This window comes from Roseovarius sp. MBR-78 (assembly GCF_040547535.1).
Lineage (GTDB): Bacteria > Pseudomonadota > Alphaproteobacteria > Rhodobacterales > Rhodobacteraceae > Roseovarius.
This window is the reverse complement of the sequence record NZ_JBEPPX010000011.1, coordinates 1-19411: the sequence shown is the minus strand read 5'-3', so window position 1 is coordinate 19411 and position 19411 is coordinate 1. Positions and strand designations below refer to the sequence as shown.

Genomic DNA, 19411 nt, shown 5'->3' with positions numbered 1-19411 from the left:
TATCAGCCTCCGCTAACCGTCATGTCGACAAGGATGTCTAGGGTAAGACTAGCCGCGTCGCCCGCCCCGTAGAGCTGCGTCGTCTCTCCCGTCGGCGGCGGGTCTGCCAGCGCCGCCGCGATGCGTGCGGTATCGGCCCCGGCGATCACGTTCCAGCCTGCCTCGACCAGTTCCACCCATTCGGTCTCGTCGCGCAGGATGACGCAGCGGCGGCCATGGAAATACGCCTCTTTCTGCACGCCGCCCGAATCGGACGCGATCATCTGGCAGGCCGCTTCCAGCCAGACCATTTCCAGATACCCGACCGGGGGGACGATGTGAATATTCGGCGCAGGCGTGATCCCGGCTGCGTCCAGCCGCCCGCGCGTGCGCGGATGCAGCGGCAGCACGACCGGAAGCGCCGATTGCGCAAGCCCCGCGAATATCCCGGCCAGCCGCGCGGGATCGTCGGTGTTCTCGGCCCGATGCACGGTGGCCAGCACGAATGCGCCCTCGCTCAGCCCGTGCCCGGCAAACCAGTCGGGCCGCCGCGCCAGCCCGCGATAGAAGAGTGCGGCGTCATACATGACATCGCCGGGCAGTTTGATCCGGTCGGCGGGCAGCCCCTCGGCGCGCAGGTTCGCAACCGCAGTTTCGGTCGGCGCGAACAGCAGATCGGCGGCGTGATCGGTCAGCACGCGGTTGATCTCTTCGGGCATGCGGCGGTTGAAGCTGCGCAACCCGGCCTCGACATGGGCGACAGGGATATGCAGCTTGACCGCCGCCAGGGTGCCCGCGAGGGTGGAATTGGTATCGCCATAGACCAGCACGCGATCAGGCTTTTCCTCCAGCAGCACGCGCTCGATCGCCTCAAGCTGCCGCCCGGTCATCTGCCCGTGCCCGCCGCCCCCGATGCCAAGGTGGTGGTCGGGTTTGGGGATATGCATCTCCTCGAAGAAGATGTCGGACATGTTGGCGTCATAATGCTGGCCGGTATGGACAAGGATTTCGGTGATGTCATCCCGCCCAGCGATCACCCGCGAGACGGTGGCGGCCTTGATGAATTGCGGACGCGCGCCGATGATGGTGAGGAGTTTCATTATCTTCACTCTCGACTCTGTCGTTAACCGCGCAGGCGAAGCACTGCGCTTTTGAAAGGTTGCATCATCTTGATGTAGCGATCCCAGTTCTTGTAATCCTTGTGGCTGTGAGGCTTTTCTTGCATCAGCCGGTCGAATTCCTCGACGCTGACCCCAACCTTCCTGCAAAAGAACTCGATTTCGCGCCGGATTTCAGCTTCATCATATAAAGGTTCCTGTAGGATGGCCAAAGCGCGGTCTCGAGACATGCTACCGCCATGGATCAGGCTGGTCAGGTGCGCGCGGCGTTTGTCGATGCCGAACTTCTTGGGCAGTATATAGTCTTGGAAAATCCGGGTGAAGATCGACTCGCCGTGCTTGCGCGGATACTTGCGCCAGCCCTTGATTTCAAGAAACTCGATTGCTTCTTCTTTGTCGTAAGGTACCAGATTGAGAGGTTGGTAGAACTTGATCCGTCTAAACAGCGGCGTCAACAGAAACAACTCCAGCGCCGAAATAGTACGGTATCCCTGAATCCGACGTTCGCCATGCGCTTTGTGGATTGCTCGCAAATTGATACGATCCATCGCCGGGTGCTGCCAACGCATTGGCGTCGATTCCGTCGCAAAATTATGGCCGCTGATGATTGCCTTGATCTTGTGCTTGCGCGCATAATGAAACAGCGATGCGATGAACACATGATCTTGCGGGACGTCCTGGTTGGCGACCCCAGCACGCAGATAGGCCCGCTGGAGGTCTTTCATCGTTTCCCAGTCGACCACCTCGGTCACCAAGTCATAGCCATTCTCATCGACCACGCGGCGGATATTCGCCGCAGCTAACTCGGTATTCCAGCCGCCGTCAACGTGAAGGATCAATGGACGCAGGCCCCATTCCTTGACCTTAAAGGCAAGAAACGAGCTGTCAACGCCACCTGACAATCCCAAGATGCTGTCGTATTCCTTGCCCGTGCCCTGCGCCTTGATCTTGGCTAGGATCGCATTCAGCCGCGCCGCGCCCTCGGCGTTGGGTTTCCAGTGGACTGCGGCTTTTTCCGGGAATTCTGTGCAGTTGTTGCAGATACCTTCTTCGTTGAAAACCGTGCCCGGCATCGTGGAGTCCATGACGCAGGTTTTGCAGATTTGATAGGATAGGTTGCTCATTTGATTGCGATCCGATCTGATGGACGCGGGTACTGGATCAGCACACCGCGGTGTTTTCCCTTGAAGACGAAGACCGCACCACCGGCTGCGGCCGAGGCCCCGGCACTAAAAACCGTGGCCAGATCTGGAAAGGACTGTGCGCCGCCGCAGGCGATGACCGGGACCGATACCGCGTCGCTCACGCGGCGGATCAGATCAAGGTCGTAACCGTTCATTTCGCCGTCCCGCTCGATGGCGTTCACCATGATCTCGCCGACACCCAGGTCTTCGAGCCGTTTCGCCCAGTCTAGGACCGACGATTTGACGGCAATCCCGCCGCCCGAGACGAACACGGTTTCACCGCGCAGCCGCCGCGTTTTGACATCCATCGAACCGACCACAGTCGATGAACCCAGCTCGCGGCACATTCTGGCGACGAAATCGGGATGCGTCGAACAGGCCGTGTTGACAACGATGCGTTCGAAACCGGATTCAATGATCTGGGCGGCGACGTCCAGATCAACGACCCCACCTCCATAGGCGAGCGGAAACAGGGCCTCGGCGGCGATCTCTTTCAACAGCTCTATTTGCGGCATTTTGCAATCGGCTGTCGATGAAATATCGAGCAGCACGATTTCATCGACTTCCATGTCGTTAAAAATCCGCACCGTGTTGACCGGGTCGCCCAGGTAGGTCGGGGACCCGAATTTGCGGGTTTTGACCAGCCCCTGCCCCTTGAGAAGCAGGACCGGAATGATGCGTTTTCTGGTCTCAAGCATTCAAGAAATTCCTGAAGAACTGCATGCCGAAGCGGTGGCTCTTTTCCGGGTGGAACTGGGCGCTGAACAGGTTGTCCCGTTGCAGTCCCGCTGTAAATTCGTATCCATAATCCGATTGCAGCGCGACGGAGGCGGCGTCGTCGGACACCATGAAATACGAATGCACGAAGTAGAAGCGGCACTCGTCTTCAAGCCCAGATACCAGCGTGTTCGGCTTGGCCGCGCGGACGTCCCGCCAGCCTATATTTGGTGTCGGCAGCTTCGGTAATGGAGGCTCGAAGACAAAGCGCTTCGTTTCGGCCGGAAACCACCCCAAGCCGGGCAGGTCGCCCTCTTCGCTGCCCCTGGTCATCAATTGCGCCCCCAGGCAGATGCCCAGCACGGGAATCCTGACTTCGAGCGCTTGCTGATCGAGAACTTCACGCAGGCCACGGTCGGCAATTGCTTTCATTCCCCGATCAAAGGCGCCCACCCCCGGCAGGATCAGATGCGTCGCCCGGCCGATCTCGTCGGGGTCGCTGGATACTTCACTTCGCGCGCCAATGCGCGACAGCATGTTGCGGATCGAACCCAGGTTGCCCTGGCCATAGTCAACGATCCGGATGACAGGAGCCGTATCGATTGTCATGGAGCCTTCCGTTCGGTGATGAGGGATTTAATCAGACGCGCGGGTGAACCAGCGATCACGGCATGTCCATCCACGAAAGGCTTTGTCACAACGCTGCCTGCGCCGACTACGGTTTTCGGCCCTAGCACAACTCCAGGCAGGATCACGCTATTCATGCCAATCCAGCACCCGTCTCCAATCACAACGTCCTGCGCATCAAGATGCTTGTCAGGATTCAACGGGTCGTGGTTGGCTGTGATGATGCCAACATTGGGTGCCAGATAGCATCCATGCCCAAGCGTAATGTGACCTGCGAAATTTTGCAAATACAGACCAGGCGACTGGAAGTTGTCAAGATTATCGGGGTGAAAGGTGATATTCTGCGCATTCGAAATGCGAACGCCCAGAGCGACTGGAAAGGGATAGGTTTTGTCCAGCCGCAGGATGTTGCGCGTCCAGACCGCTCGCAAACCCCAGAGATGCCCGGCAAAAGATCTTTCGAAATGTCGTCCGCGCAGGTACTGGCTCTCGAAGAACAGGCGCAGGAAGGCTCCGATGATCGGCGCAATTGCGGCAAAGACTGCCCGAGCCAGACTACGCATATTCAATCACCCTCAGAACGATGAAAGCGGCAGTTACGCTCCCCCCCCACAAGGCCAGTTCGGTAGCTACGAGTCGCGTCAGGGCCGCGACAGTGACCCCGGCAATCGTCATAAACACGACAACGATCGAGAAATAGAACAGCGCACTGGTTATCGCGAAGACGAGTGTCGCCTGTTCGGGCGCGAAGTACAGCACTGCCAATAGTGGCAAGACACGACCGGCTAAGCCGGCCAGAGTCAGCATCAGCATCAGCCGCTGACGCATGCGCACGTGCATCACCATCGAAATCGGCGAGGCTATAAGGCGGAACGCGTACCATGGCAGCATCATGATCACGATGACCCCGGCGCGCTCCCATTCCGGGCCAAAGGCAACCCGGAACAAATCCGGCGCAAGTGGACCTATGATCAGCATCGGGATGACCAGCATACGCGACAACCGCCTGATTACCGCCATGGTTTCTTCGGCAAGGCGCCCCTCTCGGGCGTATTCTGCCGCATGGGAATAATAGACTTGTGCCGCAGCGCTGCCGACAATGGTCATCGGCGTGCCGACCGCCCGCATGGCAAGAAACAGAAATCCGGCCTCGGGTCCGACGACGTATGCCGCTATTAACAGGATCGGCAGTTGAATTCCGGCGTTGTTGCTGAGCTCTTCGGCGACCGAATATTGTGGAAAGCGCCGATAGGTATGCAGTGTCTCGCGCATGCGGGGCCAGTTGACGCCCATCAGCGACACGCCCCCCGCTGATCGCCGCAAGGTTCGCAACGCCAGGGCCACGACCCCGGCACCTGACATCAACGCATGCCCGAGCAGAAGCCCCAGCGGAACCACCCCCGCCCATCCCATTCCAACTTGCGAGCCGAGGCCGACCACTGCCTGAGTAATCTTGGTGCGAGCGATCAGGTTGAACGCCTTTTGGCGCATGGCCATGTACTGAAAGCTTGAATAAAGTCCCATCAGGCTGATACCAAAAGGCACAAGCCAAAGATGCGGCACAATTTCCGGACGCCCCGCAAACTCGGCCAGAACCGGTCCCCAAAGCCACACCACGAGTCCACAAAGCACGGTGACGATGGCGACACTGCTCAGGGCTAGCGCCAGAAGGTTGGCGGCATCGTCATCCTTTTTGGGCAAGGGAATTGCCGTATCCAGACGCATGCAGGTCACTGCCGCAAACATCGTGAGGATCGCCACATAAATGGCCAGTAGGCTGAAATCCTCGGGCGAATAGAACCGGGTGAGCAGCGGCAGGGCAAGCAGGCCGATACCCTGAGCCGCGGCGGTACCGCCGACCAAGACACCCGCAGCACGAAGGAACTTGTCATGTCTCAGCTCTCTGAGGCGTTTTGGCAGTGCATTCAACATGCAGCAACAGCTTCTACGACGCGATCAATAGTCTCGCCGTCCATGTAAGGGTGGATTGGCAGGCTGACGACCTCGTCCGCTGCCTGATCACCTTGCGGCAGCGAAGCGCTGGGGTCGGCGACCGCAGGCTGGCGGTTCAAAGACAGGGGGTAGTGCACGGCGGTCGGAATTCCAGCCTTTTTCAGCGTGGCCTGCAACTGGTCACGTTGCTGCACGCGGATGGTGTATTGCGCCCATGCGCTCTGGCCGCCCGGCGCGATGTGCGGCGTGGGCAGACCGACGAGCGCCGCGTCATAGGCCTCGGCCACCCGTTGCCGGGCCGCGATCTCGTCATCGAGGATGGCAAGCTTGGGCAGCAGGATCGCCGCCTGGATCGTATCAAGACGTGAATTCACGCCAACGCGGATATGGTGGTAACGGCGGTCCTGACCGTGGCGGGCGATCTGGCGCAGCACGGTGGCAAGCTGTGGGTCCGAGGTGAAGATCGCGCCGCCATCGCCATAGCAGCCCAAAGGTTTGGACGGGAAAAAGCTGGTGCAGCCGATGGTCGAGAGGTTGCAGGATTTGCGGCCCCGGTAGCTGGCACCGAAGCTTTGCGCGCCGTCCTCGATCACCGGGATACCGTGTTTCGCGGCAACCGCGTTGATCGCGTCGAAATCGGCGGGCTGACCGTAGAGCGATACCGGGATGATCGCCTTGGTGCGCGGGGTGATCGCGGCCTCCAGCAGGGCCGGGTTCATGTTGTAAGTGATCGGGTCGATATCGACATAGACCACCTTGGCCCCCAGCAGCACCACGGCCTCGGCCGTCGCGATATAGCTGAAGCCCGGCGTGATCACCTCGTCCCCCAGCCCCACGCCCAGCGCCATCAGCGCGATCTGCAAGGCGTCGGTGCCATTGGCCACGGTGATGCAATGGGCCGCCCCGGTATAGGCGGCAAGCCGTTCCTCGAGCTCTGCCACCTCGGGGCCGAGGATATATTGCCCATGCGCCAGAACGCGGGCGATCCCGGACTCGATTTCGGCGCGAAGCCGGTCCTGCTGCGCGGCAAGGTCAACGAAGGGGATCATGATGTGGCTTCCTCGCGGGTGAGCTTGCCGCCACGCAGGACGTAGCGATCATTCGTGGCGGCGCAAAACGCCTCGGCTTCGCCCTCAAGCGGCAGCGCTAAACGTTCACCATAGGCGCTCATCCATCCGATGTGGCGTGCGGGCGTTCCGACCATAAGGGCAAAATCGGGCACGTCGCGTGTCACAACCGCCCCCGCCCCGACAAACGCGAAAGCCCCGATGGTCACGCCGCAGACCACCGTGCAATTGGCCCCCAGCGTCGCCCCGCGCCGCACCAGGGTGTCGCGATACTCATCCTTGCGCTCGATCAGCGCGCGCGGGTTGTAGACATTGGTGAAGACCATCGAAGGGCCGCAAAAGACGCCCTCCTCCAGCGTCACGTTGTCATAGACGCTGACATTGTTCTGGATCTTGCAGCGGTCACCGATCACCACCTTGTTGCCCACGAACACGTTCTGCCCCAGCGAGACACCCGCCCCGATCCGCGCCCCGCCACAGACATGCACGAAATGCCAGACGCGGCTGCCAGCGCCGATCTGCGCACCGTCATCTATGATGGCGCTTGGATGCACGGAATAGTTCATGCCAGCACCTTCCCCACGAAGGGGTGCACCTCGCCGCCCGTCCCGACCGGCGCGCTGCGGATATGCGCCACCGTCTCGATCGCCACGCGGTTTTCCTCCAGCCCGAAGCCGCGCCCGGCAAGGATTTCCTGGTAGCTGAGGGTATGCAGGTCGGTGAAGCCGCCCGAGAATTCGATCTCTTCGCCGTCCACCGTGATCGAGCGATAGGTGCGCTGCCCGGCACTGCGCGGCCCTTCGGGCACGTCGCCCACATCGAGCGACAGAAACCAGCGCACGCGGGCGCGCTCATATTCCAGGTAGCCCGCGGCGCGGGTGTCCTCGCGCAGATGTACGCGGTTTTCCTGCAACGCGCCAAAGATGAAATGCAGCATGTCGAAGAAGTGCACGCCGATATTGGTGGCGATGCCGCCCGATTTCTTCTCGTCGCCCTTCCAGCTTTGCAGATACCAGTGACCGCGCGAGGTGATGTAGGTGAGATCCACCTCGTGCTTGCCATCGCGCGCCTCGGCGGCGACCTTGTTCCGCAGCGCGATGATCGCCGGGTGCACGCGCAATTGCAGGATGGTGTTCACGCGCCGCCCGGTATCGGCCTCGATCTCCTGTAGCCCGTCGATGTTCCAGGGGTTGAGCACCAGCGGTTTTTCGCAGATCGCATCCGCGCCCGAGCGCAGGGCAAAGCGCATGTGGCTGTCATGCAGGTAGTTGGGCGAGCAGATCGAGACGTAATCCACGCCCGCACCCTGCCGCCGCAGCTTGTCGATATGGCGGTCGAAGCGCTCGAATTCGGTGAAGAAATCCGCGTCGGGGAAAAAGCTGTCGATGATCCCGACCGAGTCGCTGGGATCGAGCGCCGCGACAAGCACGTTGCCTGTGTCGCGGGTCGCGCCCATGTGGCGCGGGGCGATGTAGCCGGCCGCGCCAATCAGAGCAAAACGTTTCATGATTGCAATATCTCCCGCTTAAAGACGCAAATCGCTGCCATCAGCGGGCAGGACATGCTTGAGATCATAAAGAACATGCGGCGACCGCCCGAATGCCCGCAAACCCGCCGCGCCAAGCTCACGAAACTCATCATGCGCGACCGCCAGCACGATGCCGTCATAAGCCCCCTCCTCGGGGGTCGCCACCGGCGCGAGCCCGTATTCGTGCCGGGCTTCATCGGCATTCGCCCAAGGGTCATGCACATCCACGATGACGCCGTAATCGCGCAACTCTGCGATGACATCGACCACGCGCGTATTGCGCAGGTCAGGGCAGTTCTCCTTGAAGGTCAATCCAAGGACCAGCACCCGCGCACCCTCTACCTGAATGCGGCGTTTGAGCATCGCCTTGATCATCTGCCCGGCCACATAGGCCCCCATCCCATCATTGATCCGCCGCCCGGCAAGGATCACCTGCGGGTGATAGCCCATCGCTTCGGCCTTGTGGGTCAGGTAATAGGGATCGACCCCGATACAGTGCCCGCCGACCAGACCGGGACGGAAGGGCAGGAAATTCCATTTCGTCCCCGCCGCCTCCAGCACCGCCTGCGTGTCTATGCCCATTTTGTTGAAGATGATGGCAAGTTCATTGATCAGCGCGATGTTGAGGTCGCGCTGCGTGTTCTCGATCACCTTGGCGGCTTCGGCAACGCGGATGCTCTCGGCCTTGTAGGTGCCTGCGGTGATGATGCTGGCATAAAGCCGGTCCACCTCTTCGGCCACCTCGGGGGTGGACCCGGATGTGACCTTGCGGATATCGGGCAGGCGGTGCTGCTTGTCGCCGGGGTTGATGCGTTCGGGGCTGTATCCGGCAAAGAAATCCACGTTGAAGCTGAGGCCCGAGACGCGCTCCAGCACCGGCACGCAATCCTCTTCGGTCGCACCGGGGTAAACGGTGCTCTCGTAGATCACGATATCGCCGCGCTTGAGCACCCGGCCAAGCGTCTCGGACGCCTTGATGAGCGGGGTAAGATCGGGGCGTTTATGGGCGTCGATGGGCGTGGGCACGGTCACGATATAGATCGACGCGGCGGCCAGATCGGCGGGGTCGGTCGTATAGCTGAGATGGCGCGCGGCGGCCAGCTCCTCGGCCGAGGCCTCCTGCGTGACGTCCCGCCCGGCGCGCAGCGCGTCGATGCGGGCGGCGTTGATGTCAAACCCGATCACGGGCCGCGATTTGCCGAATTCCACCGCAAGCGGCAGGCCAACATAGCCAAGGCCGATGATGGCAATCGTTTTCATGTCAGATGTCATTTTCCAGAATACTCCCGATACCACTCCACAAACCTTGCGATGCCATCGCGGAAATCGGTTTGGGGGCGGTAGCCTGTCAATGTCTTCAGCAAATCCGCATTGGCCCAGGTCGCGGGCACGTCGCCGGTCTGCATTCCCATGTAATTGCGGATCGCCTTCTGCCCGAGGCAGTCCTCGATCGCGTCGACGAAATCCAGAAGCCGCACCTTGTCGGAATTGCCGATATTGACCACGCGCCAGGGTGCGACCGGCGACAGGCTGTCACCCTCGGGCACCACCCCATCCTCGGGGCGTTGCGGGGCGGCGTCGATCAGCAGGCGGATCGCGCGCACCAGATCGTCGACATAGGTGAAATCGCGCCACATCTCGCCGTGGTTGTAGATGTCGATGGGCCGCCCGTCGAGGATCGCATCGACGAATTTGTAAAGCGCCAGATCGGGCCGCCCCCAGGGGCCATAGACGGTGAAGAACCGAAACATCGTGATCGGCAGATCGTGGATATGCGCCCAGGCATGGGCCATGCTCTCGTTGGCCTTCTTGGTGGCGGCATAGATGGTCAGCTGCGTGTCGGCCTTTTCCGTCTCGATGAACGGCATTTCGGTATTGGCCCCATAGACCGACGAGGTCGAGGCCATCAGCAGATGCTGCACGCCAAGGCGGCGTGCGGCCTCCATCACGGTAAACGTGCCGATGACATTCGCATCAAGATAGGCGCGCGGGTTCTCGAGGCTGTAGCGCACCCCCGCCTGCGCGGCGAGATGCACGATGACATCGGGCGCGAAGCCCGCCACCGCCGATGAAAGCGCCGCGTCATCCTCCAGCATCGCTAGCGTGGCGGAAAAAGCGGGGTTTTCGAGCAGCATGGCATGGCGGCGTTCTTTCAGCCGGATATCGTAATAATCCGTCATCCCGTCGAAGCCGGCCACCTGATGGCCTTCGGCCAGCAAAAGCCGGGCCAGATGAAACCCGATGAACCCGGCGGTTCCGGTGACGAAGATCCGCATCAGCGCCCGACCCCTACATAGGCATCGAAGCCCGCGCGTTTGGCGTCCTTGGCGGAATAGATGTTGCGAAGATCGGCCATGCGCGGCGTGGCCATCTTCTTCGCCAGCTTCTTCAGGTCAAGCGCGCGGAACTCGTTCCATTCGGTGAGGATCACCAACAGATCGGCCTTTTGCGCGGCCTTGTAGGGGTCTTCGCTCCAGTGCACGCCGGGCAAGAGCGCCTCGCCCTCGCGCCGCCCTTGGGGATCAACCACGCGCACCCTGGCCCCGCCGCCCACCAGAGCGGGCACGATGGTCAGGCTGGGCGCGTCGCGCATGTCGTCGGTATTGGGCTTGAAGGTGGCCCCCAGAACCGCCACCACCTTGCCGTTGAAACTGCCCTCGCAGAGATCGCGCAGTTTCTCGATCATCCGCAGCTTGACCGCGTCATTGACGCGGATCACCGTTTCGACGATGGTTTGCGGCACCGCATGTTCCTGCCCGATGCGCGCCAGCGCCGTGGTATCCTTGGGAAAGCACGACCCGCCATAACCGGGGCCTGCGTGCAGGAACTTGTTGCCGATGCGCCCGTCAAGCCCGATGCCGCGCGCCACTTCCTTCACATCCGCGCCGACCCGCTCACAGAGCGCCGCCATCTCGTTGATAAAGCTGATCTTGGTGGCGAGAAACGCGTTGGCGGCGTATTTTATCATCTCCGCCGATTCAAGATCGGTGGTCAGGATCGGGAAATCACGCAGGTAGAGCGGGCGGTAGATATCGGCCATGACCTCGGCCGCGCGCTCGGACTGCACCCCCACCACAACGCGGTCGGGTTTCATGAAATCCTCGATCGCCGCGCCCTCGCGCAGGAATTCGGGGTTGGAGGCCACGTCGAACTCCGCCTTCGGGTTGGCCTTGGCCACCACCTGCCTGACGCGGCGGTTGGTGCCCACGGGCACGGTGGATTTCGTCACGATCACGGCATAGCCGGTCAGCGCCTGCGCCACCTCTTCGGCGGCGGCCATGACATAGCTCAGATCCGCGTGCCCGTCGCCGCGCCGCGTCGGCGTGCCGACGGCGATGAACACCGCATCGGCCCCGTCCACCGCGCGCGCCAGATCGGTGGTAAAGGACAGCCGCCCGGCCTCGACATTCCTGGCCATCAGCGCATCGAGCCCCGGCTCGAATATAGGCACCTCGCCGCGCTCCAGCATGGTGATTTTCTCGGGCATCCTGTCGACGCAGATCACCTCATGCCCGAAATCGGAAAAACACACCCCGGACACAAGCCCAACATAGCCCGTGCCGATCATCGCGATTTTCATGAGCGGCTCTCCTGCGCGTCATCCGCGGCAATTTCCTGTTGAACGGCCTCGATCTCGGCCCTGAGCGCCTCGTATTCAGCCATCTTGCGCGCAAGAAACGCCCGCGTCAGCCGCGCCTTCTCAACTATCCCTTTTCGCGTCAGAACATAGGCGTAACGCCGCCTGTCCTTGGCGGCGGTGAAATTGCCAAACTTGATCATACCTTTGTCCAGAAGCGCGGTGAGAACATAATGAATGCCGCCCGTGCTGATCCCAACGGCCTTGGCCAGTTCCCGGTGCGACATCTCGGGGTTTTCCTGCAACAGACGCAGGATCCGCACCTGAACATCTTCGCGCATCTTGTCACGCTGATCGGTCATTATCCTGGGGCTTTCTCTCAGGCTACCGCACAAGGACTGCCTTCAGGGCACCTCGGGACAGGTCGGCTCGATGTGTGAAGCAGAATCAACATAATCGCTCAATAATGAGCGATACACGCTATTCGCTGCCCGTGCAACGGACGTTTTGATATTCCAGGGATTGCGGCGCATTCGGTCCTCAATTCCAACCGAAACGGACTCTACTGCGACGATGCGAAACGATACCGCGTTGCACGTTTTCGTGAGTAACGCATCGACCGCGCCGATGCAATCCGCATTTTCTGCAGATGCGAAGATGCGATTTTCGGAGCAGCGCGGCATGCCAACATCGAGGCAGCGCACGCCGCTCCGTGACACCACGCCCGGAGCGTGTCTGCCCTACTCTGCTGCGCGGACGTCGGTGACCTCAGCTGCATCCTCAGCTTTCGCATCCGCACGTCCCTGGCTGGCCGCGTCGCTGGCTCCTTCCCGGGCCTCCTGCTTCATGGCCTCTTCCATGCTGGTGGTGTTGATCACCAGCTCGAACTGCTCAAGGATCTCCGGCGTATTGCGATCGAGCCAGGAGCGCACTGCGGCGTTGGCCACAAGCTTCGTCAGGTAGCCCTTGGCGACGACGAGATTCAGCAGCTCCGAGCCATAGCTTTTTTCGGCATCCTTGTACTTTTCCTGCACGTTGTTCATTTCGCGCTCGAGCTTGACAATCTGTTCCAGCGGATCGCCCCTGGGCGCCTCGGGTTTGGGCGGGGTGTAATCGGTGCGCTGTTCCGGCGGCGTCGCTTTCAGGAGCGCATCGGCATGGGCCGCGGTGATGCTGTTCGCCGCGATCATCAGTTCGACCGCCTCGACCTGCCGCGCGGCCTTCATCTTGCGCAGGTGCCGCGTCACGTCCGGCGTGAACTGGTGATCATTCAGCAATTCCGCCGCGCGCGGGCAGATGCCGTGCAGCAGGTTGATCCGGCTGTTGATGGTCGAGAGGTTGACGTTGAAGGCGCGCGCCAGCCGCTCCTTGCTCACGCCCTTGTCGATGGCGCGGCGCAGCATGTAATGCTCCTGCACCGTCGAGAGCCGGTTGATCCGATGATTATAGGTGTAGGTCTCGAAATCCTTCGCGATAAGGCACGGGGCTACGTCCTGTCCAAGTTCCTTGAGCGCCAGCGCCCGCAGGTTGCCATCGAGCAGCAGAAACCCGGGCGCATCCGGATCAGGCTTGATAACGGAAAGCGGCTCGATCAGCCCGATCTCGCGGATCGACGATACGATCTGTTTGAACTTGCGCGTAGTCATCACGCCGTCGGGCGCTTTTTTTGAGGGCATCAACTCCTCGAGTGGGATCTGGACGGTCTCCAGATCGAAGCCGAGGGTCAGGTTCAGGGGTGCAGTGGGATAGCCTTGCACGCTGTCTTCGTCAGCGCCGGGCGGCGGAAAGGCTCCGGGATAGATCGGTTTTACTGTGTTGGCCTGGGTCATGCCACACTCCTTGATTAGGTGGTTTCAATTCGGTCGGCGAGGTATTTGGGCAGCGTGTCGAGCCTTTCAGCGCGCAGGAGCGTCACGAAGTTCTCGTCGGCAAAGAGCGATTTCAGGCCCTCAACCACCAGCAGCAGTTGCTGGTGCGCGTGCTCGGCCTTGAGAACCATCTTCTGCTGGCGCGCGACCTCCTTCTGGTACGTGCGGACCAGCGAATGGGCGGAATTCGGCAGCTTGGGCCGCGCGCCGGATTTCGGGCCTTTATTGCGCCGCTTTTCCATCATCCGCTTGGCGTCAGTCAGCTGGTGCCCCTTGAGTTGACCGGTCTTGTATGCCTCCTCCAGCATGTCGCCGAGATCGTCATCGTCATTCTTGGCGCGTGCGATCTCCAGCGCCGCCGTGAGCGGGATGGTGTTGTTCTGGACTGCCTCGATCAGGCGCTCCTCGCCCTTTTCCAGCAGGAACACGATGTCGCGGACATATTTCTGCGACAGCCCGGTGCGCTGAATGATATCCTCGATGGTGTAATCCCGCGCCAGCAGCAGCTCGATATCAGCAAGGATTTCAAGAGGGCGATGGCCGCGCCGCGCGATGTTTTCGGCCAGCGACATGATGAAGGCGTCCTCGTCGCTGACATTGACCACCATCGCCGGGATATGCGTCTCACCCAGCAAGCGGAAGGCATTGAGCCGTCCCTCGCCGCAGACCAGCAGGAAGGCCACCTCGCCGTCGGCGCCGGCGCGCTCGGTCACGGTGATCGGCTTCTTGAGGCCGATGGTTCGGATATTTTCCACGATCTCCTCGAAGACCTTCATGTTGCGGTCGCGCGAGTTGAGGACCTCGATCCGCTCTATGGGTAGGAGGATCACGCTGTCGGGGGTGTCAGGTTGCATCACGCTGGCTCCTTGTGGCGATTATATTCATGATTTGTTCTCTTTCTTCCTCGGGGTGTGTGCAGCTGGCCAGGCCCATCGTTTCGAAAGACCCACGCGCTCGGCCATGCCATAGAAAAAGCGCAAGTCTTCAAAGCGGAAGGCCTCGAAGGCGATGGCTGTACGGTTGCAGAGCCGGATTTCCTGCCGTGGCAGATCGATCCAGGGCAACAGATAGTAGTCGAGCTCGCCTTGGTTCAGCGCGTCGAGACGCACCGCGAGCGTGACATCGGCCTGGTAGCGCATCGGATCGAACCGGATGCGCCAGCGCAGCCGTCCGTTTGCCTGCGACTGGCAGCGCGCCAGCACGAGGCTGACGACCAGCTCGTCATTGAGGATCAGCAGGTCGGTCTTGGGATCACGCGCCACCGAGCCGCCGACTTCGGCAATCGCCGCCTCGGTGCGGGCGATGATTTCCGGGTGCAGGGCGCGCAGACGTTTGTTGAGCGCGATGCGCTCATGGTCGCGGTCGGTGCGATAACCGATCATCTCGTAGGCCCGCGTGAGCGAGCCGAACCGGCTGCGATAGGTGGTCGCGGAAGGCATGTCAGGCACCTGATCGATCAGCACCCCCGACAGCTGGCCCGAATCGGCGTAAAGGCGCTTGAGGTGATCGAGCAGTTCCTCGTCCGACAGCCGCGCCGACCGCGCAGTGATGATTTCCTGCGCGGTCATGAAGACCTCGAGCGGCACGATCCCCTCGAAGGCACATTCCTTTCGGATCCACATATCGGGCGGGTTGTCGACATGCTGCTTCTTGAGCTTGAAGGAACTGCGATTGAAGACGTTGTTGCCGATGTATTTCTCGTTGGTCAGGACCGTGCGGACGGAGGACGCTGTCCATGGGCGGTCGAGATCCGTTGCGACGCCCTCGTCGTTCAGGCGGTCGGCAATCTCGCGAAAAGACAGATCCTCCTCGATCAGCCAGCGATACATCGTGTTGACCCAGGCCACTTCCTCGTCCGGCCCCGGCCTCAGGATTACGCGGTCGGTCTGCAGCGACTTGTGCTCGCCGCGCTTCAGCTCGCCCTTGATGGTGCCACTCTGATCGACCAGCATCCGGCGCAGCCCGAACCCGGCAGCACCGCCCTGCCGGAACCCCAGCTCGATCAGGCGGCACTGGCCTGCGAAAACCTTGACCGATAGCTCGCGGCTGTATTCCCCCGCCATGGCGCGCTTGACGCCCTTGACGATGGTCGAGACGGGCGAGCCATCGTTTTCGAACTGCTCGGCGCAATAGGCCACCTGAATGCCCGCGCGTTTGCACAGGTATTCGTAATAGGCACTCTCGTCGGCGTCCTGGAACCGGCCCCAGCGGGTGACGTCATAGACAAGGATCACGTTGAACTCGGCCGCGCCGGTTTCGACATCAGCGATCATCCTCTGCAGCGCCGCGCGCCCGCCGATCACCAGCCCGCTCTTGCCATCATCGGCATAGGTCTTGATGATCTCGATGCCGCGCTGGTCGGCGTAGTCCTGGATGGCCTGGGCCTGGTTCTGCGTCGAATACTGCTGGTGCTCGGTCGACATGCGCACATATTGCGCCGCCCGAAACACTGCCCGATCACCGCCGCTGCCGTCCAACTCACCCTCCATGGTCTCGCTGTGTCGGGAGGACGTTTGCGTGCTCGTGGCCGGCTATCAAGCCGCGTCGCGAGTTTATCTCATGATTTCAATGGTTTTTATTGCTTATCGGGCATGATAGCCCGACATCTGTGCGCATGCAGAATTCATCTGTTGAATCGGTTCGCATCTGGCTGCATAGTGCGCTCAAGTTTGAGCATTAGGGCGGCAGGAGGCACGTTTGACAGACCATGACCCCGGCACAACCTGGTTTCTGGCGCAGATCAAGCCGAACAGCCATCGCATCGCCGAACGCAACCTTGCGCGGCAGGGCTTCCGGACCTTTCTGCCGCTGCAGGAAGAGACCAAGCGCGTCCGCGCCAAGTTCACCACCCAGATGCGCCCGCTTTTCCCGGGCTACCTGTTCGTGGCCTTCGCCGTGGAGCGCGGCGGCTGGCGCGCCGTCAACTCCACCTACGGCATCACACACCTGGTCAGCCTCGGCAAGGAGCCTACACCTGTACCGCTGGATCTTGTCAGCACGCTGATGCTGCGCTGCGACCGCGACGGCAAGCTTATGCCGCCGAAGCTGCTCGGCCCCGGTGACGAGGTCATGTTGACCAAGGGCCCCTTCGCGGATTTCGTGGCCACGATCGAAAGCATCACCCCCGACCGCCGCGTCTGGGTGCTGATGGAGATCATGGGCGGCGCGACCCGCGTCGCGGTGGACGTGCAGAATCTCAGGGCGGTGTAAACAACTCGAAAGCGTAGTTCACTCTGGATCGAAAAGCCTGAACGCTTTCCGAACGAAAGCTCCCTTTGAGAGGTGTGTCAGCCAGACTGATAATCATGGCCTCAATCTCGGAAAGGTGGCGCTCGGCCGCCTCGGGCCCGGCGAAATTGGCGATCAACTCCGTGATCGATGCCAAATCATCCGCCACAGCCGGGTGAAACCAGATGCGATACGTCATCCCCGCCGCGCGACGCCGGTACGGGCGCGGACCGCCGCGAAGGCGCCCTCGGGATCAACATATTCCGCATGCGATGTGCGCATCCGTGCGCGGATTTCTTCGGCCATCGCATCAAGCGCGATCGCGCGCTCTTCTTCATCCCGGATCGTCTGTTCAAGCGCCGCCGCCACAGGCGCGCTCTGCGAGGCGAAGACGCCTTCGCCGACCTTGTCAGTCAGGAAACGATGATGGCGATCCGCGAAACTGACCGTGGTTTTGACTGTCATGGGCAGACTCCGAGTATGACTTGGTAATCTACACATCACGCGGCGCTGTGACAAGGCGGGCATTATAACCGTCCCGCCATGCGCAGCGCATTCCCCTCGACAGCTTCCGCGGTCTGCACGACATAGCCTTCACTCGCTCCGGGCAGGGCTGCCACCTCGTCCGTGATCTTCGCTCTGTTCGCCACCAGTGCATCGACGATCTGCTGGACACGGTGCTTAACATCGGTTGGACGATACCCAACCTCCCGCGCGAGGGCTTCCCAGTGCCGCCCAGAAATCGTGTCCGGGCGTCTCTTCTTGCCGTCGATGGATTGAGCGTAGGTCTTTACGACATGGGGCCAGGACAGCACCGTCGAGACATCATAAAGCGGCGCGAGACGCGGACCACGGCCCACCGGCAGGATCAGGGAATAGTTCTTCGCATGCGCGTCGGTGTTGGCGACGAGGATGTTGAAGATGACCTGGTCCAGCAGCGCCAGCGCATCGGTTGCGCTGACATGGCGACCGGTTTCCAGCAGGGTTTTGAGGTCGAGCCCGCGCAACGTGCCGCGCTCATACTTCCGCCCCGGAGGCAGGCCATTGGCCTGCGCAAAGTCTTCCTGGTGCAGGCGCAGAAGCTGGCCGCTCCGCCCGATCCTGCGATCATAGCGCAGCACACCGATCGCCGTCCGTTTTGAGGACTGGAGGATTGTCGCTTGCGCAGCGTCAATACCGATCGCCTGCGCCATACGCAGACACCAGACCTCGTTTTCGGTGATGCCCGGCAAGTTGGGGTTGCCCGGCTTCACGATCAAGGTGGATGGCACCCCATTGAGAGGAATGGCGAGAACATCCCCCTTTTGTGGCAGGCGCAGCACAGGCGCGCCGTCCGGGCCCAGCACGGCCAGGGCCGATTTCTTCTGGCCACCCGCCAGCGACTGGCGCACGCCCTCCTCGCCAACCAGAAACGGCCTGCGACCAAGATCCTCGAAGTGGCGCTCAAGCGCCAGACGCGGATCGGCCGTATCGTAGAAGGTGGTGAGCGGCACATAGGCCCAAAGCGCCCGATCCGTCGCCGCGCCGAAGGACAGGGCGCCGGCAGTGTCGCCGCCAATCTCTGCAAGCACAGCCAGAACGTCCGCTTGATCGAGCCCGAGAGACCGGGTCAGAGCCTGAAGCTGCTCCTCCTCTGGCAAGAGGTTCGCGAGCCAGGGAGAGATGACATCAGAGGGATAGGGTTCGGCACGAAGCGGCATGGTGACAGACAAGGGAAAAGCCCCGGTCGTGTGCAGCCATCGCTCGGCATATCGCAAAGAGAGAGATCCATCAGCCGCAACGTCGATCTGACCCACCGCGAGGCCATCAAACCAGATGGGGACGGAGGCGGTCACTGATACTCTCGGAGGTCATAGCCCCCGGATGACGACGAGGCGCTGGGCTCGGCGGTGCCAGAGCCGTCCGCGATCAATGTCGCGGGAGGCACGCGCAATGCATCAGCGATCCGCTTCAGCGTCGTCAGCCGCGGATCGCGTTTGCCGGTTTCGATCAAGGACAACGCTGGCGCGCTGATACCAGTCAGCCGGGCCAGCTGGTCCAGGCTCAAACCCTGCGCGGCCCGGGTCTCGCGGATCCGGTAGCCGGCGTCTGCCAGCAGCTCTTTCTCGGCATCATCGGCCATCTGAACCACCTTACCTTTTCCGGTAAAGATAGCGGTGAACCTGGCTGTGCTCAAGGCACTTTATCTTTAACGTTAAGATCGTCGCTGCTGGGCGGCACGACAGCCTACCCTTATAGAATAAGGTAAGCGTCCCAGAGGGACACAATGGGCATGTTGTCGGGGTTGAATGCCCGCGAATGGGGGCTGATGTACGTCGGTGCACGCGACTGCGGACGAATGCGGTTTTTCTGGTGGGGTGTTGATGTGGCGTTGATGTAACCGCGCGCGCGCAATTCCCCAGTGTTTTACTAGGGAACTACGCCTTTGTTTTATTTTGTAATTTTGGTTGCGGGAGTCAGATTTGAACTGACGACCTTCAGGTTATGAGCCTGACGAGCTACCTGGCTGCTCCATCCCGCGGTGTTTTATTTTGTATCGTTTGGATTGGGAGATTTCCAGGTTTG

22 protein-coding genes and 1 tRNA gene are annotated in these 19411 nt (G+C 61.2%); 1 reads left to right on the top strand and 22 read right to left on the bottom strand.

From position 1 onward, the window contains the following. Positions 1-2: 2 nt before the first annotated feature. From wecB to ABIE58_RS10545, 17 genes are read right to left on the bottom strand one after another with little or no spacing between them, the layout of a single operon-like run. Positions 3-1079, bottom strand: coding sequence for a non-hydrolyzing UDP-N-acetylglucosamine 2-epimerase (gene wecB / locus ABIE58_RS10625; RefSeq protein WP_354544691.1), 1077 nt, complete (start codon positions 1077-1079; stop codon positions 3-5). A 23-nt stretch (positions 1080-1102) separates the two neighbouring features. Beyond that, positions 1103-2221, bottom strand: coding sequence for an N-acetyl sugar amidotransferase (locus ABIE58_RS10620; protein ID WP_354544690.1), 1119 nt, complete (start codon positions 2219-2221; stop codon positions 1103-1105). After that, positions 2218-2979, bottom strand: coding sequence for a HisA/HisF-related TIM barrel protein (locus ABIE58_RS10615; protein WP_354544689.1), 762 nt, complete (start codon positions 2977-2979; stop codon positions 2218-2220). Before ABIE58_RS10615 ends, ABIE58_RS10620 begins: the two co-directional genes overlap by 4 nt. Next, positions 2972-3607 (bottom strand): imidazole glycerol phosphate synthase subunit HisH, encoded by a 636-nt coding sequence (gene hisH / locus ABIE58_RS10610; protein ID WP_354544688.1) that lies wholly within the window; start codon positions 3605-3607, stop codon positions 2972-2974. Before hisH ends, ABIE58_RS10615 begins: the two co-directional genes overlap by 8 nt. Then, the gene (locus ABIE58_RS10605) at positions 3604-4188 is read right to left on the bottom strand and encodes an acyltransferase (protein WP_354544687.1); all 585 of its coding nucleotides are present in this window, start codon (positions 4186-4188) and stop codon (positions 3604-3606) included. The genes hisH and ABIE58_RS10605 overlap by 4 nt, the downstream gene beginning before the upstream one ends. Continuing rightward, complete coding sequence (locus ABIE58_RS10600; protein WP_354544686.1) at positions 4181-5557, bottom strand: lipopolysaccharide biosynthesis protein; 1377 nt, start codon at positions 5555-5557, stop codon at positions 4181-4183. Before ABIE58_RS10600 ends, ABIE58_RS10605 begins: the two co-directional genes overlap by 8 nt. Then, positions 5551-6627: a DegT/DnrJ/EryC1/StrS family aminotransferase gene (locus ABIE58_RS10595; RefSeq protein WP_354544685.1), complete on the bottom strand. Its 1077-nt coding sequence runs from the start codon at positions 6625-6627 to the stop codon at positions 5551-5553. The genes ABIE58_RS10600 and ABIE58_RS10595 overlap by 7 nt, the downstream gene beginning before the upstream one ends. Then, complete coding sequence (locus ABIE58_RS10590; RefSeq protein WP_354544684.1) at positions 6624-7211, bottom strand: acyltransferase; 588 nt, start codon at positions 7209-7211, stop codon at positions 6624-6626. The genes ABIE58_RS10595 and ABIE58_RS10590 overlap by 4 nt, the downstream gene beginning before the upstream one ends. Continuing rightward, a complete protein-coding gene (locus ABIE58_RS10585) occupies positions 7208-8152 on the bottom strand; it encodes a Gfo/Idh/MocA family protein (protein WP_354544683.1) in 945 nt (314 codons plus the stop codon). Before ABIE58_RS10585 ends, ABIE58_RS10590 begins: the two co-directional genes overlap by 4 nt. 18 nt (positions 8153-8170) lie before the next feature. After that, positions 8171-9433: a Vi polysaccharide biosynthesis UDP-N-acetylglucosamine C-6 dehydrogenase TviB gene (tviB, locus tag ABIE58_RS10580; RefSeq protein ID WP_354544682.1), complete on the bottom strand. Its 1263-nt coding sequence runs from the start codon at positions 9431-9433 to the stop codon at positions 8171-8173. Between the two features lie 8 nt (positions 9434-9441). Beyond that, positions 9442-10449, bottom strand: coding sequence for an NAD-dependent epimerase/dehydratase family protein (locus ABIE58_RS10575; RefSeq protein ID WP_502950086.1), 1008 nt, complete (start codon positions 10447-10449; stop codon positions 9442-9444). After that, positions 10449-11753, bottom strand: a complete 1305-nt coding sequence (locus ABIE58_RS10570; RefSeq protein WP_354544681.1) for a UDP-glucose dehydrogenase family protein — start codon at positions 11751-11753, stop codon at positions 10449-10451. Before ABIE58_RS10570 ends, ABIE58_RS10575 begins: the two co-directional genes overlap by 1 nt. Then, complete coding sequence (locus ABIE58_RS10565) at positions 11750-12112, bottom strand: MarR family EPS-associated transcriptional regulator (RefSeq protein WP_354544680.1); 363 nt, start codon at positions 12110-12112, stop codon at positions 11750-11752. Before ABIE58_RS10565 ends, ABIE58_RS10570 begins: the two co-directional genes overlap by 4 nt. Positions 12113-12154: 42 nt before the next feature. Continuing rightward, a complete protein-coding gene (locus ABIE58_RS10560; protein ID WP_354544679.1) occupies positions 12155-12454 on the bottom strand; it encodes a hypothetical protein in 300 nt (99 codons plus the stop codon). A 36-nt stretch (positions 12455-12490) separates the two neighbouring features. Next, the gene (locus ABIE58_RS10555; RefSeq protein WP_354544678.1) at positions 12491-13579 is read right to left on the bottom strand and encodes a plasmid partitioning protein RepB C-terminal domain-containing protein; all 1089 of its coding nucleotides are present in this window, start codon (positions 13577-13579) and stop codon (positions 12491-12493) included. 14 nt (positions 13580-13593) lie between these two features. Then, positions 13594-14472 carry a ParB N-terminal domain-containing protein gene (locus ABIE58_RS10550; protein ID WP_354544677.1) on the bottom strand — a complete coding sequence of 293 codons (879 nt, stop codon included), beginning with the start codon at positions 14470-14472 and terminating at the stop codon, positions 13594-13596. 27 nt (positions 14473-14499) lie between these two features. Then, positions 14500-16107 (bottom strand): recombinase family protein, encoded by a 1608-nt coding sequence (locus ABIE58_RS10545; protein ID WP_354544676.1) that lies wholly within the window; start codon positions 16105-16107, stop codon positions 14500-14502. Between the two features lie 208 nt (positions 16108-16315). On the opposite strand from ABIE58_RS10545, the gene nusG reads away from it, so the two are divergent. Further along, on the top strand, positions 16316-16828 hold the full coding sequence (gene nusG / locus ABIE58_RS10540) for a transcription termination/antitermination protein NusG (protein ID WP_354544675.1): 513 nt from the start codon (positions 16316-16318) through the stop codon (positions 16826-16828). Here the strand turns inward: nusG and ABIE58_RS10535 are convergent. From ABIE58_RS10535 to ABIE58_RS10515, 5 genes are all read right to left on the bottom strand, one after another. Continuing rightward, positions 16815-17045, bottom strand: coding sequence for a type II toxin-antitoxin system RelE/ParE family toxin (locus ABIE58_RS10535; protein ID WP_354544674.1), 231 nt, complete (start codon positions 17043-17045; stop codon positions 16815-16817). The two genes, nusG and ABIE58_RS10535, sit on opposite strands and share 14 nt — an antisense overlap. Then, on the bottom strand, positions 17042-17374 hold the full coding sequence (locus ABIE58_RS10530; RefSeq protein ID WP_354544673.1) for a hypothetical protein: 333 nt from the start codon (positions 17372-17374) through the stop codon (positions 17042-17044). The genes ABIE58_RS10535 and ABIE58_RS10530 overlap by 4 nt, the downstream gene beginning before the upstream one ends. Continuing rightward, positions 17374-18681: a type II toxin-antitoxin system HipA family toxin gene (locus ABIE58_RS10525; protein WP_354544672.1), complete on the bottom strand. Its 1308-nt coding sequence runs from the start codon at positions 18679-18681 to the stop codon at positions 17374-17376. The genes ABIE58_RS10530 and ABIE58_RS10525 overlap by 1 nt, the downstream gene beginning before the upstream one ends. After that, positions 18678-18968, bottom strand: a complete 291-nt coding sequence (locus ABIE58_RS10520; protein ID WP_354544671.1) for a helix-turn-helix domain-containing protein — start codon at positions 18966-18968, stop codon at positions 18678-18680. The genes ABIE58_RS10525 and ABIE58_RS10520 overlap by 4 nt, the downstream gene beginning before the upstream one ends. A gap of 322 nt (positions 18969-19290) precedes the next feature. Continuing rightward, positions 19291-19367, bottom strand: a tRNA-Met gene (locus ABIE58_RS10515). Between the last annotated feature and the right edge of the window lie 44 nt (positions 19368-19411).